We start from the raw sequence: 14,536 nt of genomic DNA, 5'->3' as shown, positions 1-14,536 counted from the left end.
ATTCGCCCCTCCTTTTTTTATCGTTACTCTACTAATTATAAGCGTTTTTTATAAATTCTGTACCCTTGATTTATTGGAAAAGGCCGGGAGCGCTGACCTCATTTTGATACACTTACGCAAAGTAGTCCTATTTACGAGCTTTCCATAGATGAAAGCGCTACAATAGAGATGGAGATTAGTTGCTGTTTTTATGGAATGGAAAGGGGAAATTTTCATGTATTACTCCAACGGAAACTACGAAGCGTTTGCCCGCCCCCGAAAGCCAGCAGGCGTTGATAACAAACACGCCTATATTGTTGGTGCTGGTCTTGCGGGGCTGTCGGCCGCTGTTTTCCTGGTTCGCGATGCACAAGTACCAGGAGCAAATATTCATGTTTTTGAAGAACTCCCAATTGCCGGTGGTTCACTAGATGGTGAGGACCGTCCAGCCATTGGTTTTGTCACCCGTGGTGGGCGGGAAATGGAAAACCACTTTGAGTGTATGTGGGACATGTACCGGTCAATCCCATCACTAGAGGTTCCCGGCGCATCATACCTCGACGAATACTACTGGCTCGACAAGGATGACCCCAACAGTTCTAATTGTCGGCTAACTTACAAGCGGGGTAACGAATTGCCAACTGATGGCAAGTACCTTCTTGGCAAATCGACGAAGGAACTGATGAAGCTGATCTTAACTCCTGAAGAAGACCTTGGTGACCAGACAATCGCCGACTACTTCTCCGATGATTTCTTCAAGAGCAACTTCTGGACATACTGGTCAACGATGTTTGCCTTTGAAAAATGGCACTCACTGGCTGAAATGCGGCGGTATGCAATGCGGTTTATCCACCACATCGATGGTTTACCAGACTTCACGGCCCTCAAGTTCAACAAGTACAACCAGTACGAGTCAATGACCAAGCCACTCCTTGCCTACCTTAAGGATCACGGGGTTCAATTTGAATATGACACCCAGGTAAAGAATGTCTTAGTTGACACGAAGGACGGCGAAAAGCACGCCAAGAAGATCTTGCTGACCCAGGGTGGTGAAGATAAATCAATCGACCTGACTGACGATGATATCGTTTTTGTCACTAACGGTTCGATCACCGAAAGCTCTACTTATGGTAGTCACCATGAGGTTGCCCAGCCAAACCACAAGCTTGGCGGCAGCTGGAAGCTATGGGAAAACATCGCTGAACAGTCACCAGCCTTTGGGCACCCGGATGTCTTCTGCAAGAACCTCCCCGACCGGAGCTGGTTCGTTTCCGCCACTGCAACCGTCAAGAATCCTCAAGTTGAGCCATACATCGAACGGCTGACTAAGCGGAGCCTCCACGACGGTAAGGTCAATACTGGTGGAATCATCACCGTGACTGACTCCAACTGGATGCTGAGCTGGACAATTCACCGTCAACCACACTTTAAGAACCAAAAGGACAACGAAACGATTGTCTGGATCTACGGCCTATACTCCGATACGGAAGGTAACTACATCAAGAAACGGATTGTTGACTGTACCGGTGAAGAAATCACCAAGGAATGGCTCTACCACCTCGGTGTTCCTGACGCACTGATTGACGAACTGACAAAGGAAGAATCAATCAATACCGTTCCTGTTTACATGCCATTTATTACCAGTTACTTTATGCCACGGGTTAAGGGTGACCGGCCAGCAGTTGTCCCAGAGGGCTCTGCTAACCTTGCCTTTATCGGTAACTTTGCCGAATCACCAACCCGCGACACAGTCTTCACGACGGAATACTCTGTCCGGACCGCAATGGAAGCTGTCTACAGTCTCCTCAACGTTGACCGGGGGGTTCCCGAAGTATTCAATTCCGTTTACGACATCCGTGAACTGATGCGGGCAATGTACTACATGAACGATAAGAAGCCAATCGAAGACCTTGATCTCCCGATTCCAAAGGTAGTTAGTCAGCCAATCTTGAAAAAGCTGGAGAAGAACTGGATTGGTCAAATAATGAAAGAGCAGCACTTGATTTAATAAAACAAACAGCAAATGAGGCCTTATTTCCACTGGTTAGTGGGGGTAAAGCCTCATTTTTGCTTTAAACCGCTTTTCCTTTTAAAATTAAGTTAGGGGGATACTCACTGGTTCTGGATTACTTTTGAAAAACAAAAAAGCCAATTCCAAGGATGAAGTTGGAACTAGCTTTAATTTCGGTGACTGTATGAGAAACAAATTACGTTTTGATGTTAATTGGATAAAGGGATATGTTTATTGTTTCAACAGTCGTTATTGTTCATGTTTTCTAACGAGCCTTTCAACTCGTTAGCCCATATTATACCACAAGATTGTGAATTGGTTCATTTATTTTTAAAGGATTTTCGGCTATTTTGTGTTAATTTTCGATTCTATCACTGATATACCAGTATTTTCAATGACTGAACGATCAGTGATTTCGCTCACAATTAGCAAAGCCGTACTAGTGATATCATTCACAACTAAAGGAGGAAACAATTATGCTAATTACCACCACGGAAAACGTTCCAGGACATGACTATGAAGTAATCGGGGAAGTGTTTGGGGTAACCACCCAGTCACGAAACCTCATTAGTGATTTCGGCGCCGGCCTGAAAAATATCGTCGGCGGTGAAATCAAGGGTTATACCAAGATGTTGCAGACGTCACGAGAAAAAGCAATCCAACGGATGACCGATGAAGCAAGTAAGAAGGGCGCTGATGCGGTCGTAATGATGCGCTTTGATTCCGGCTCCATCAGCAATGATATGCAGTCTGTCGTCGCGTACGGAACGGCAGTTAAGTTTAAGTAGTGCTATTCGAAAAGAGGTTGGTAAGTTCTTTTGCCAACCTCTTTTTTCAATCTTAGCTCCACCACTGCGGGGGATTGACCGTCACCGCGACGGCTGGGTTGCCGAGTGTTTTCAAAAAGGCATAGCCGGTTTGCAACTGGTCCAATTTCTTAGCCACAGTCGTCAACCCGGGCAGGCTCGCCACTTCATCCCCGGCCGCCAAGCGGTGAATGACGACATTACTAAACTGTGACCGTAGCCGGGCCGGTAAATCGAGCGGTGACTGGGTCGTCAAAATCATCTTGAGGTGTAGCTTCCGCCCCTCCCGCAAGACCTGGAAAATGCCATTATCTGCTAAGCGGCGTTCGTCTCGTGGCAGGTAACGGTGCGCCTCATCAATCACAATGTTGACCGGTAACTCACGCGGTGTCTGGAGCCGCATCCGTAAGATTTTCTTCAGCAAAAAGGAGATGATGGCCCGCTGGCTATTTTCATAATTTTTCAGGAGCGAAAGGTCAATCACTAATGTGCGGTGACTGCTCTTGTGGTTAAGAAACATCTTTAAGACAAAATTTAACTCGGTCTTAAACGTCCCTGGGTGAGCCTTCGTATCAAAAATTGTGGTAAACATTGTACTAGCCAGCCGTTCACGTAAGCTTGCCAGGTCATCCCAAGCAGCGCTAATTGCCTGCCGGTTATACTGCTGCCCCAATAGCTGGTAGTCTGCCCGTTCATCCTCATACGGGATGATAAATTCTTCAATCAGCTGGTCAAAGAGGTCCTGGATCCGGTAATCACTCGTCCACGTCCCTAGCTGCGCAAGCTTTTCCTGGTAGTCCGCAATCGGCAAGTTAATTTTCTTATAAGCGCCCTGCTGGTTATTAATATTGTGCTGAATGCACAGCGCATCAATTGCCTGCTGAAACTTAGCACGCAGTTGGTTCTGTAAGTTTAACTGGAGAACTTCTTGAAGCTCACTCGCTGTCAACATTCCGGCTTCTAAATAGGCATTGTCCCCCAGGCGGTAAGTCACGGCATTGGGCAGCTGGGCGTATTCGCCAGTCGGGTCAAAGACGATCGTCGTCTGGCTCATATGTTGTAGCTGGTCAAGCAAGGACAGGGTGGTCGTTGTTTTCCCACTCCCTGTCTGCCCCACAATTAACAGGTGGTGGCGAAGGGTACTATCTAACACAACTTGGCGCTGGTCATCACCAAATAACTTTTCAAACACAAATGTTTCCACTGCCATCAATCGCTCCTCTCCTATCTGCTACTAACCCTTTTATTATGACGAGTGCTTCGCCAAAAGTCTAATTATTTAACAGGCGTTTTGCCTCTTCAAGCCCAAAGAAATGGGACTTGGTAAGCTTAACCTGGTGCGCAAGTAGGGTTTGTTGTGCCTGCATACACTTTATCCGTGCTGTTGGAACTGTCGTCATCAGCTGAAGGTAAAAGGATAATTGACGAAGCTTGATCGCTAGCTGACTGCGCGCCTTGGTCAAGGTTAACCCTAATAACTGCTTATATTCGCTGACAAAGAAGCGACTTTTCCGGCGCTGGAGGGCATAATTGACCGCGTTACTCTTTATCCGGTGAAGCGCCTGTACCCCTAACCCCATCTGCCGCAAGTCATAGTTAAAGGAACTGATCTGCTGGTCGATTTGTCGCCAATCGTCAACAATGCCTGCTAGGATTTCACGAATTTCTGCCTTGGTCAGCCGTTGTCGTTGCCCTGCCTGGACCTGCTGGTAAAGGGCCCGTAGTTCTGCCATGTCCTGCTGGTGAAGGGGAAGGTCAACTTCTTTGAAGAGATTGCACCGTTGGTATAATAGGGTGCTCTCCCGGTGCTTAAATCCCTGCTGGTCAACCACTTCCTGAAAAAGCTGCCCAGGAAAACGCTGACCAGCGCGATACTCAAGCAAGATGCTGTCCATGTATAGGTTGATCTCGTTTATCCCCTGCTGGATCTCCCGGGCCACCTTAGCGGGAATACTAGCGTGCTGCTGGAAATGGGAAATCCCCAGAAATAGCCGGCGACCAGTCGACCGGGAGCGCAGGATAAACTGGTTTTTCAACCGGCGCCCACAATCACAATACAAGTTTTCTCCCCGGTGGTCATGACTACGCCGGTACCACGGGTCAACTACCATCCCCTCAAACTGCCAATCAGTCTGGTCAAGGTAGTGACGGGTATGGAAACGGGAAAGCATTGCGTACCGGGTAAAATCACCGAGTGCTTCAACCTGCGCAGCGGTTAACTGCCGTAAGATCTCTTCACGTTGCTGGTGGGTAAGGGCAATAATCTTTTCCATCTGTCATTCCTCCGTATTAACAAGCTCCATTTACTATAACAGAACAAGTGTTCATCTGCAAATTGTTTATTGCTTTGCTTTCTGGTAAAATGGTTATTCATAAGGAGTGATATTTTTTGGATTTAGACATACAGCCCGTGAGGTTGAGTTTAAAAGAATATAGTCAAGTAAAACAATTGTATATGCGTGCTTTCCCCAAGTATGAACGGGAACCCTGGATGTGGTTAATGCTCAAGAGCAAGTACCGCCAGGCCGACTTCATGGCCTTTTATGACCACGAGCAATTCATCGGCTTTGCCTACGTCATCCACAGCCACGGGATGCACTATATCCTCTACCTTGCCGTCAACGACCAGGTGCGCTCACGAGGGTATGGGAGTCGGATCATTAATGCGATCCGCCATCTCTACCCTCAAGACTCGCTGGTTCTCGACGTCGAACAACCAAATCCACAGGCTGCTAATAACCAGCAGCGGTTGCGGCGGATGCGGTTTTACAGGAAAAATGGCTTTTTCCCAACGCCAAAGTTATTTAAGGAAGAAAAAGTCACCTTTCAGGTTTTAGCAACCAACAAAAAGATCAACCAGCAAAAAGTCGATAAGGTCTTCGAATGGTTCTCGTGGCCACTCGGCTGGTTGATTCAGTAATTATTAGACGTACCATGGAAAGTTCCACGGTGCGTTTTTATTTTCCATTTAATTTAAATTGACCATTTACGAACACTCGTTCCCATGATATACTATTGCTGCAAACAAATGTTCGAGGTGAAGGTTATGGATTACTCACAGGAACCAACCGGGGTATACCTAGTTATTGATAATAAGTCTTTTTACGCGACGGTTGAGTGTACGGCACGGGGACTTGACCCTTTGACGACTCCGCTAGTGGTCATGTCCGAAGCCGCCAACACTAATGGGGGTCTCGTGCTCGCTTCTTCCCCCGCCGCCAAGCGGATGTTTAACATCTCCAATGTCAACCGCCGGCGCGACCTTCCTAATGACAAGCGTCTATTAGTTGTCCCCCCACGGATGAACCTTTACATTGAGCGCAATATCGCGGTCAACAATATCTTTCGCGAATACGTGGCCGATGAGGACCTGATTCCCTATTCGATTGACGAGTCGATCCTTAATCTGACCCACTCCTGGCGCCTCTTTGGCAATAATATTCTCCAGGTCGTTCGCCGGATCCAGCACGAGGTAAAGGAACGCTTAGACCTCATTACGACCGTTGGCCTTGGTAACAACCCCCTCCAGGCAAAGATTGCCCTGGATATATACTCCAAGCATAATTCCGAATTTATCGGGGTCATTACTTACGATACCGTCCCCAATAAGATCTGGCCGATTGCTGATATCACCGATATTTGGGGGATCAATCACCGGACTGCCGCAAGGTTAGCCGCCCTCAACATCCATAATATCCATCAACTTGCGAATGCTGACCCATACCTCCTCAAAGAAAAGCTCGGGCTGATGGGGACCCAGCTTTACGCGACCGCCTGGGGGATTGACCGGACTAACATGCACACCCAGGTATTAAGACGGGATAAGAGCATCGGCAACTCGCAGGTTCTTCCCCGTGACTACTGTCAAAAAGACGAGATCGAAGTCGTAATCAAGGAACTTGGTGCACAGATCTGTTCCAGGTTAAGGGCCCATAACAAACAGGCCGGTGGGGTCTACCTTTCAATCGGCTACTCCCTAAGTATTCAAGATAGGTACGGTGCCGGCTTCGCTCACTCCCTTAAACTCAGCACATCGACCGCCGAGACCGACAAGATCACTGCACAACTCCTCTACCTATTCGACAAATACTGGGAAGAAGGCGCCGCTGTCCGCCACATTGGTGTTTCCGTGACACGACTTACTAGCCGGTATGGCGAGCAGCTCGATATTTTTAGCTCACCGCGCCAAGATAAAGTCAAGGTGGAGGACGTAATGGATGAGATCCGGCGGCGATTTGGCAAGACCGCAATCATGCGGGCCAATAGTCTTAAACCTGGCGGAACATTCATCGCCCGTAGTGGATTGGTAGGTGGTCACAGTGGTGGCAACAGCTTTGAATAAGGAAATTAATAACGCCTTAACCCGGATTGACAATAGCTTTACAAATATCCCCCGAACCCGCTACTGGATTTCAATTAACCACTACCATCCAGATAACGGTTATAGTCTCTTTTTCAACATCCAGCCACCACGGACATTCAGCAAGTCGCTCCCGCTCCTACGATTACAGGATTGTTCATTTGACGACCTGCTCGTCGTCCTCAAAGCGATCCGTCAGTCCTACCAATTCACCTTTGAATACCTTAATTTCCCCCGCCAGGAACGGCGAATTCTTTATGAGGAGGTTAAGTAACATGAAGTTTTATTCACCAGCAGAAGCAGACCGGGTCGCCGAGACCTTTTTCAAGTACTATTACCATGACCGAGGCAAGATCAAATGGGGTGGTTTTCTCCTTTCTGAACACACCGCCGCAATCCGCAAGGAAGAACGGGAAAATAAAAAGGACAAATAAAAAAGCCCTCCTGCTTCCGCAAAGAGAGCTTTCCAGCCTAATAATTAGGCACGTGACTTGTAACTACCATCAGTAGTGTTGATGATTAACTTGTCACCGTTCTTGATAAATGCAGGAACGTTAACAACTAAACCAGTTTCCATTGTTGCTGGCTTACCACCACCATCAATAGTGGCACCCTTGATCATTGGTTCAGTTTCTTGAACAGTCAATTCAACTGTTGTTGGTAATTCAACACCGATGATGTCACCGTTAACGAAGTTTAAGATAACATTCATGTTTTCAACAAGGTAGTTCTTGTCATCACCAAGCAATTCATGGTTTAAGCTGTATTGTTCGTAGCTTTCAAGGTCCATGAAGACAGCTGAGTCACCTTCATCGTAAAGGTATTGTGCGTTACGCTTGTCAACGTTAACTTGTTCAACCTTTTCAGAAGGACGCATCGTCGTGTGAACGATTGAGCCTGAGCGAAGGTCTTGGATGTCCATTTGCATCAAAGTGTTACCCTTACCTGGCTTGTGGTGGTTGATTTGTAGAACCTTTAATAACTTACCGTCACGTTCAAAAACCATGCCCTTTTTCAAATCGATTGTTTGAATCATAGTATAAAAACTCCTTCATCATTTAAATCTGAACGATGCTCGATGGTCGAGCTTTAAGTTAGATTAGGTCATTGGCAAACCCATCCATTACTTCGGCTACGTTCTCCGCCATTAAATTGTGAGCCACCTGCCCACAACACATTCGTAGTCTATTGTATCACATTCAGCAATCACAATTAACTATGTCTTGCAAGAAATAAAGCGAGCACAATCCTAAGCCAGCAGCGATTGTCGCTTGTAATCACTGACATAACAAAGCCTCGTGAAAGTTCACGAGGCTTTGCTTTTATGCGTCGAGTTTGTTGCTATGAATCGTTAAGCCACTATATCCATTGCATTGTTGTTAAGCCTTTGCAATAAACCTTCATCAATTAACCACAACTCTCCGCATAACTTTTATTTGTTCAACATTAATTAGTCTTCCTTGCGGCGCTTCTTACCAGCAACCAACATGCCAGATAAGCCAAGGGCAGCAAGGCCTAAGGCGGCAGCGGAGTCACTAGTTTCATTCCCAGTTTGTGGCAATGTCTTAGCGGCTGGTTGAGCAGCTGGGGCTGGCGCAGCCTTTTCAGGAGCCGGAGTAGCTTCCTTTTGTGGCGTTGCCGGTGCCTTTGGTGCAGGCTTAGCTGGTTCTTCAGCTGGCTTAGCCGGTTCAGCTGGTTCGCTTGGCGTCTGTGGCGTTACTGGCGTTGGCATCGTGTAAACAACTGGCGTATCTTCAGTTGGGTTAACTGGCGTTACCGTTGTTACACTTGGTGTCATGCCAGGGATTTCTGGAACACTTTCGTCTGGTTGAACCTTCGTTGGATCTGCTGGGTCGTTCTTGTATTGTTGAACAGGGACATTAGGGATCCGGTTGCCACTAGGGTCAACTGGGACGATGTTACCAATCTGACTGTAGGTAACTGTTTCTTCAAGGTTTTCTTGAACAGCCTTCTTAGCTGGAACTACCGCCTTGTCAGCTACGTAGCCATCAACTACCGGTACCTTAACAGCGTCATAGCTGTCCTTGTCAGAAGTCCAGTTTTCATCTGGGTTGGTGATTTCACCAGTAACCTTGTCGATGATCAATGTCCGGCCCCAAGTTGAATATTGAGTATCATCGTCACTCAACTTGTTACCGTTGTTGTCAACGAAGTGAACTGTTGAAGTGTATTCCTTCTGGTAATTATCTTCTGATGGCCACTTTGGTCCGTCCGGTTCGCCAGGATTGATTGGTGTACCTGGGGTGTGTGGATTGTTAGGGCCAACTGGGGCGTGACCATGCTTCAAGACAACGGTGAAGACTTGTTCAACATCGTCATCATTGTCATAGGTTGCGCCTGCTGGGAAACCATCCGTTACTAATTCGTAACCTTGGTTTTCAAGGGCCTTAATCGTATCAGCGGTACTGTAGTCGATCTTCTCCCCTAACTTACCAGTCAACTTACCAGACGTTGCAATTTGGGCGTTGTTATTATCTTGGTCGATGTAGTTAACAACCGCACTTTGTTCACTTTCTGGCTTTGGTACAACCGTGTCCTTCGTGTAAACAACTGGGGTATCAACACCAGGGTTTTGTGGTGTTACCGTTGGTACAGAAGGTGTGTAACCAGGAATTGATGGTACCGGTTCATTTGGTGTTACATTCGTTGGGTCGCTTGGATCAGTTGGGTACTGTGGTGTTGGCGCATTTGGAATTGGGTTACCTTGGGGATCAACTGGCACGATCTTACCGTTTGGTGCGTACGTTACAGTTGATTCTTGGTTCTCCAATGTTACCTTGTGGCCGTCCACTTGTGCCTGGTCAGCGTAGTAGCCGTCGACAACTGGGGTCTTAACGGCATCGTAGCTATCCTTGTTGCTGAGCCATTCCGTGCTCTTAACGATTTCACCAGTTACGTTATCAACGGTGATTGTCCGCGTCCATTGAGCATTTTGGACATTGTCAGCCGGGTTATTATTGCCGGCACCAACGTAGTGAACCGTTGCCGTTACGTCCCGCTGGTAATCAACGTCATCATTGGTTACCTTTGGCCCTTCTGGGTAGTTAGGGTTCAATGGTTCGCCCGGCTTACCTGGGTTGTTCGGGTTGAAGTCCGTTGTCGTGTGTGTGAAGTGGACCGTGAAGTTTTGGTCAACACTGTCATCATCATCGAAGACAACCCCGTTTGCTGGGTAATCATTGCTTACTAACTTGTAACCTTGGTTGATAAAGTTCTTGATCGTGTCAGCTGTCCGGTAGTCACTGGTTGAACCAGGCTTACCAGTCAACTTAGCGATATCAAGGGTCTTGTTAGTATCATCGTCAATGTAAGTTACCGTTGCGTGCTGGTCGTTGATAATTGGGTTGTAGACAACCGGAGTATCAACACCAGGGTTTTGTGGCGTTACAGTTGGCGTTGATGGGGTAAAGCCTGGAACTGATGGTACTGGTTCGTTTGGCGTTACCTTTGCAGGATCACTTGGATCAGTTGGGTAAGTTGGTGTTGGTGCACCTGGAATTGGGTTACCAGATGGGTCAACTGGAACGATCTTACCGTTTTGTGCATAGGTTACCGTAACCTTGTAGCTGTCAGTGCCGTGGTCAACAGTTGTCGCATCAACGTTAACGTTGTCCTTACTGTCACCACTTACACCAGTTACGTGGTAGCCGTCTACTACTGGCGTCTTCGCACCAGCTAAGTCACCATCACCAGTCCAGGTAATTGGGGTGATCCATTCACCGGTTACCTTATCAAGTACCCCATTACCTTCGAAGTGGGCAGTTTGATCAATTGGGTCAGCAATCTGGTTACCATTGTTATCAACGTATTCGATCGTCCGGGTAACATCAGTCGTTACTTGGTCTGATCCGGCTGGGTACTTCGGACCTTCTGGGTCGTTCGGGTTGATTGGTTCACCAGGCTTACCTGGGTTTTGAGGGTTAACTGGTTGACTACCGTGCTTCATCGTAATCGTGAAGTGTTGGTCAGTTTCACCATCGCCGTCGAACTTGTCACCAGTCTTAAAGGTCGAGTCAACGTAAACGTAACCCTTTGCCTCAAGGGCATTAATTGCGTCGGCAATCCCGTTAAACTTAATTTCGTTATCTTCAATTCCAGAATCAGCGAACTTCGTCGTTACACCGTCAGCAACGATTTGCTTGCTGCCGTTATCCTGGTCAACGATTACTAAGTCGGCGTTTTGAATTTGGTTGTAAACGACCTCAGTATCCTTTGTTGGATTTTCTGGCGTGATCGTTGGGACTGAAGGTACGTAACCAGGAACGTCCGGTACCTTTTGATCTGGCGTTACGCTCGTTGGGTCTTCCGGATCATTTGGATAGTCTGGTGTTGGTGCTTTTGGAATTGGGTTGCCAGATGGGTCAACTGGAACGATCTTCCCAACCTTGTGGTAAACAACCGTCATTTCAACGTTTGGCTCATCAGTCGTTGCTTCCAAGCCACCAGCAGTCTTTACTTTAGCAACGTAGCCCTTAACTACCGGCACGTTAACTTCACCGAAGACGTGGCTAGTTTCGTTCCACTTTCCTTCAGTAATTATGTCACCAGTTGTTGAATCAACTACATCAGCTGTCCGCACAAACTCGCTAGTTTGAACGTTGTCCTTGACTAGCTCGTTGCCGGCTTCGTCAACGAAGTGCACGGTTTGACTAGCTGGGATGTTTTGGGCGTTTTCTTCAGTCGTTCCGTTATCAGCATAAGTTACAGTAACGGTGTAGCTCTTATCATCATGGTTGAGCGAAACACCCTTAACGTTGTTCCCGTCAGCATCTTGACTAACCTTTACCACGTGCATCCGGTCAATCGCTGGTGAAACAACCCCATCAACGGATTGTGCTGGAGTCCAAGTTAATTCACCCTTACCAGTAATGTTGCCTTTATCATCAATCGTTACCAATTTACCAGTAACCTTATCAACGATCCCGTTAGCATCAAAGTGAACTGCTTGTGATACCGGGTCAGCAACCTTTTCACCTTGTTCGTTAACATAGTTAATCGTCCGGGTAACATCGCTTTGCAGATCAGTAACAGCGAAGTTGCCAGGCTTCATTGGGTTAATTGGCTGGGTCCCATGCTTCAAGTGAACTTCAAAGACATTGCTGCCATCCTGATAAGTCTGACCGTCTTTACCAAAGCTATCTGAAACAAGGACATAACCGTCATTTTCGTAGTTAGCAATACGGTTAGCCGTTGAGTAATCAATCTTGTCACCGACGAAACCATCGAGGTTATCAGCGTGGAGTTGGTCACCGGTTGTATCATCGATGTACTTAACTTCTGCATTGGCTTGCTTAGCGTATTCAAACGTTACCACGTAAGCGTAAGGGGTAAATTGTCCATTGGTTGCCCCGTATGTTGTCCGCAGGGTGTAGCCAGCAAATTCCTTTGGTGTTGCCTTCCATTCACCCTTTGAGTAGAAGTGCTTATCAGGGTTAATCCCGTTATTCGTTTGGTCGGGGTTGTCATGGTTAAAGGCAATCGTTTCGTTAGCAGCTAACTTGTTCCCCTGTTCGTCAATGAATTGCACCGTTACCGGCTTGTTTGGTACAAGGTTTAACGCGGTTGATGCTTCGTTCCAGTTGTAGTAATCATCGTTTTGGTGGTAGTTAAAAGTACCAACGTAGGTGTAACCCTGGTTCTTGTACTTGTTGATTACCGCGTCCATCCGCGCCTCAACGTCACCGTTTTGTTCGTTTTGGTACTTCATCCCCTGAACACCAGAAACCTGGAATACATCAGCCGGATCAATCGTACTCCATTCAGGACCGAAGTATTCTCCGTATTGGGCACCGGAACCCTTTTGGCTATCCTTCGGGTTCTGGTTGTCCATGATCTTCTTATACTTAAAAGTAACCTTTTGGTAGTTCAAGTTACCCTTTGACTGCACGTTAGTATAATTTTCGATTTGGTATTCATTACCGTCCAGCACGTAACCTGGGATATCAATTGCAGCGGCCCGGAACTTCGAAGGACCGACGGCTGTTGGGTCGCCAGCAAGGTATGCTTGACTAGCGGTACTAGATGTATTTGCACCAACGGATGAAGTAGATAATACTTCACCGGAGTCTTCATCAACGTAGTAAATCAAAATTGGTGAGATCGGTGCATAGTGTAAGGTAATGTCAACGTCTTTACCGTTAACAACCCCCATATTGTCCTTCATCAAGAAGTTGTCCTGTAAGATTTCCGGATTCAACAACTTGTAACCAGTTGGGGCAGTCCCAAATGAATAAGTGTTTGAACCGTCCTTTAGGTTAGCGGAGTAGACCCCATTCTTAAAGTTATAGTTAAAGGCGTAGTTGGAAGTTACCGGTGCCTTACCAGTTAGATCATCAACAGCTGTCACCTTAATGCTGTAAGTCTGGGTTACATTATTGTTAACTTTCTTGCTTGCCTGAACTTTTTGATCCGCCAGGGTGTTGATTGCGTGGTCAGCAGCAGGGGTTGTGGTTGGTAAGAAGACCTCTGTCTTTGCAACTGTCTCTTCTGCATCCTTATCAGAAACCGTTGCCTGTTGATCATTCTTATTAGCGGCCATGGCTGCTGAAGCATTGTCCATTGCTTCACCAACGGCCTTATCAACCGCATCTTCATACCCACTTGCTACCGGGGTAGTCACGTTACCAGCAGGATTTGCTACCGTTGCTTGTAAATTATCAGCAATAGGAGCTTGCTTCATTGTTGCACTCTTGGCATTAGCAAGGTTTAACGTGTGGTCGGTTTGGCCTGCGCCGTCGTTGTCTGCACCTGAGTTTGCGTTAGTGTCAGCAGTGTCGGCTGAAGCAGTACCAGCAAAAGTAACCCCTAATAATACAGAAGCAACACCAACAGTTAACTTCTTAATTGCAAAGCGTTGCTTGGTAGGTTCACTTTTGTTTATTTGTTCTTGTAAATTATTATGAGATAGCATATCCTTTTATCCCCCTTAATCATTAGATAACAATGAATAGTTATGATATTTATGAGCTCCCATAACCTCTCTTTACTATCTAATATAAGGTTATTAGTTTTTAAATCAACAGGAGTTTCGCGTTTTCGCTTATCAGCATTTTAATAAGAATAGGTAAAACGTTGATAACTCAATAACTAAACAGGTAAAAAAGTTTTAAAAAAATTAAATTATTTCTTCTTACATATGATACAATCTTCATCTATTTTTCGCAATCATTTCTTCTTTTTAAGTTATCATTTTTTAATCATCACAATTCACTAAAGCCCAGGAAAGACAACGGGTTAGCAAGCTGAACCCACCCATCCACTTTTACACAACTCCATCAATTAGCAAGTTTCATTTTATCACTATATAAGCAACGAGTAACTAGCATCCCGTTCTCGTTTCACATTGATTAATCCGCAAAC

General features: G+C 46.5%; 10 protein-coding genes. 6 read left to right on the top strand and 4 right to left on the bottom strand.

Annotation, left to right across the window (positions count from 1 at the left end):
* Positions 1-214: 214 nt before the first annotated feature.
* Complete coding sequence (locus CZ502_RS02360) at positions 215-1,987, top strand: oleate hydratase (protein WP_076459510.1); 1,773 nt, start codon at positions 215-217, stop codon at positions 1,985-1,987.
* Positions 1,988-2,466: 479 nt separating this feature from the next.
* On the top strand, positions 2,467-2,778 hold the full coding sequence (locus tag CZ502_RS02355; RefSeq protein WP_076459509.1) for a heavy metal-binding domain-containing protein: 312 nt from the start codon (positions 2,467-2,469) through the stop codon (positions 2,776-2,778).
* Between the two features lie 52 nt (positions 2,779-2,830).
* On the opposite strand, the gene CZ502_RS02350 is transcribed toward CZ502_RS02355, so the two are convergent.
* The gene (locus CZ502_RS02350; protein WP_083673309.1) at positions 2,831-4,006 is read right to left on the bottom strand and encodes an ATP-binding protein; all 1,176 of its coding nucleotides are present in this window, start codon (positions 4,004-4,006) and stop codon (positions 2,831-2,833) included.
* Positions 4,007-4,067: 61 nt separating this feature from the next.
* Positions 4,068-5,069, bottom strand: a complete 1,002-nt coding sequence (locus CZ502_RS02345; RefSeq protein WP_076459508.1) for a hypothetical protein — start codon at positions 5,067-5,069, stop codon at positions 4,068-4,070.
* A 137-nt stretch (positions 5,070-5,206) separates the two neighbouring features.
* Here CZ502_RS02345 and CZ502_RS02340 point away from each other — a divergent pair, with 137 nt between their 5' ends.
* From CZ502_RS02340 to CZ502_RS10765, 4 genes are all read left to right on the top strand, one after another.
* A complete protein-coding gene (locus CZ502_RS02340) occupies positions 5,207-5,716 on the top strand; it encodes a GNAT family N-acetyltransferase (protein WP_255372232.1) in 510 nt (169 codons plus the stop codon).
* A gap of 126 nt (positions 5,717-5,842) precedes the next feature.
* Positions 5,843-7,138 (top strand): Y-family DNA polymerase, encoded by a 1,296-nt coding sequence (locus tag CZ502_RS02335; protein WP_076459506.1) that lies wholly within the window; start codon positions 5,843-5,845, stop codon positions 7,136-7,138.
* Positions 7,119-7,430, top strand: coding sequence for a hypothetical protein (locus tag CZ502_RS02330; RefSeq protein ID WP_076459505.1), 312 nt, complete (start codon positions 7,119-7,121; stop codon positions 7,428-7,430). Before CZ502_RS02335 ends, CZ502_RS02330 begins: the two co-directional genes overlap by 20 nt.
* A gap of 1 nt (position 7,431) precedes the next feature.
* Positions 7,432-7,590: a hypothetical protein gene (locus CZ502_RS10765; protein WP_200804213.1), complete on the top strand. Its 159-nt coding sequence runs from the start codon at positions 7,432-7,434 to the stop codon at positions 7,588-7,590.
* A 44-nt stretch (positions 7,591-7,634) separates the two neighbouring features.
* On the opposite strand, the gene efp is transcribed toward CZ502_RS10765, so the two are convergent.
* Positions 7,635-8,192, bottom strand: coding sequence for an elongation factor P (gene efp, locus CZ502_RS02325; protein WP_076459504.1), 558 nt, complete (start codon positions 8,190-8,192; stop codon positions 7,635-7,637).
* A gap of 414 nt (positions 8,193-8,606) precedes the next feature.
* Positions 8,607-14,087: a mucin-binding protein gene (locus CZ502_RS02320; protein ID WP_076459503.1), complete on the bottom strand. Its 5,481-nt coding sequence runs from the start codon at positions 14,085-14,087 to the stop codon at positions 8,607-8,609.
* Positions 14,088-14,536 lie beyond the last annotated feature (449 nt).

Origin of the sequence: Limosilactobacillus caccae, from assembly GCF_900156885.1 — a bacterium.
Lineage (GTDB): Bacteria > Bacillota > Bacilli > Lactobacillales > Lactobacillaceae > Limosilactobacillus > Limosilactobacillus caccae.
The sequence above is the reverse complement of the archived record's forward strand: the minus strand, read 5'-3'. Positions and strand labels throughout refer to the sequence as shown.

Excerpts from the sequence above, each read along its gene's own strand:
- CZ502_RS02360 (WP_076459510.1), top strand. The coding sequence starts at position 215 with ATGTATTACTCCAACGGAAACTACGAAGCGTTTGCCCGCCCCCGAAAG.
- CZ502_RS02355 (WP_076459509.1), top strand. The coding sequence starts at position 2,467 with ATGCTAATTACCACCACGGAAAACGTTCCAGGACATGACTATGAAGTA.
- CZ502_RS02350 (WP_083673309.1), bottom strand. The coding sequence starts at position 4,006 with ATGGCAGTGGAAACATTTGTGTTTGAAAAGTTATTTGGTGATGACCAG.
- CZ502_RS02345 (WP_076459508.1), bottom strand. The coding sequence starts at position 5,069 with ATGGAAAAGATTATTGCCCTTACCCACCAGCAACGTGAAGAGATCTTA.
- CZ502_RS02335 (WP_076459506.1), top strand. The coding sequence starts at position 5,843 with ATGGATTACTCACAGGAACCAACCGGGGTATACCTAGTTATTGATAAT.
- CZ502_RS10765 (WP_200804213.1), top strand. The coding sequence starts at position 7,432 with ATGAAGTTTTATTCACCAGCAGAAGCAGACCGGGTCGCCGAGACCTTT.
- efp (WP_076459504.1), bottom strand. The coding sequence starts at position 8,192 with ATGATTCAAACAATCGATTTGAAAAAGGGCATGGTTTTTGAACGTGAC.
- CZ502_RS02320 (WP_076459503.1), bottom strand. The coding sequence starts at position 14,087 with ATGCTATCTCATAATAATTTACAAGAACAAATAAACAAAAGTGAACCT.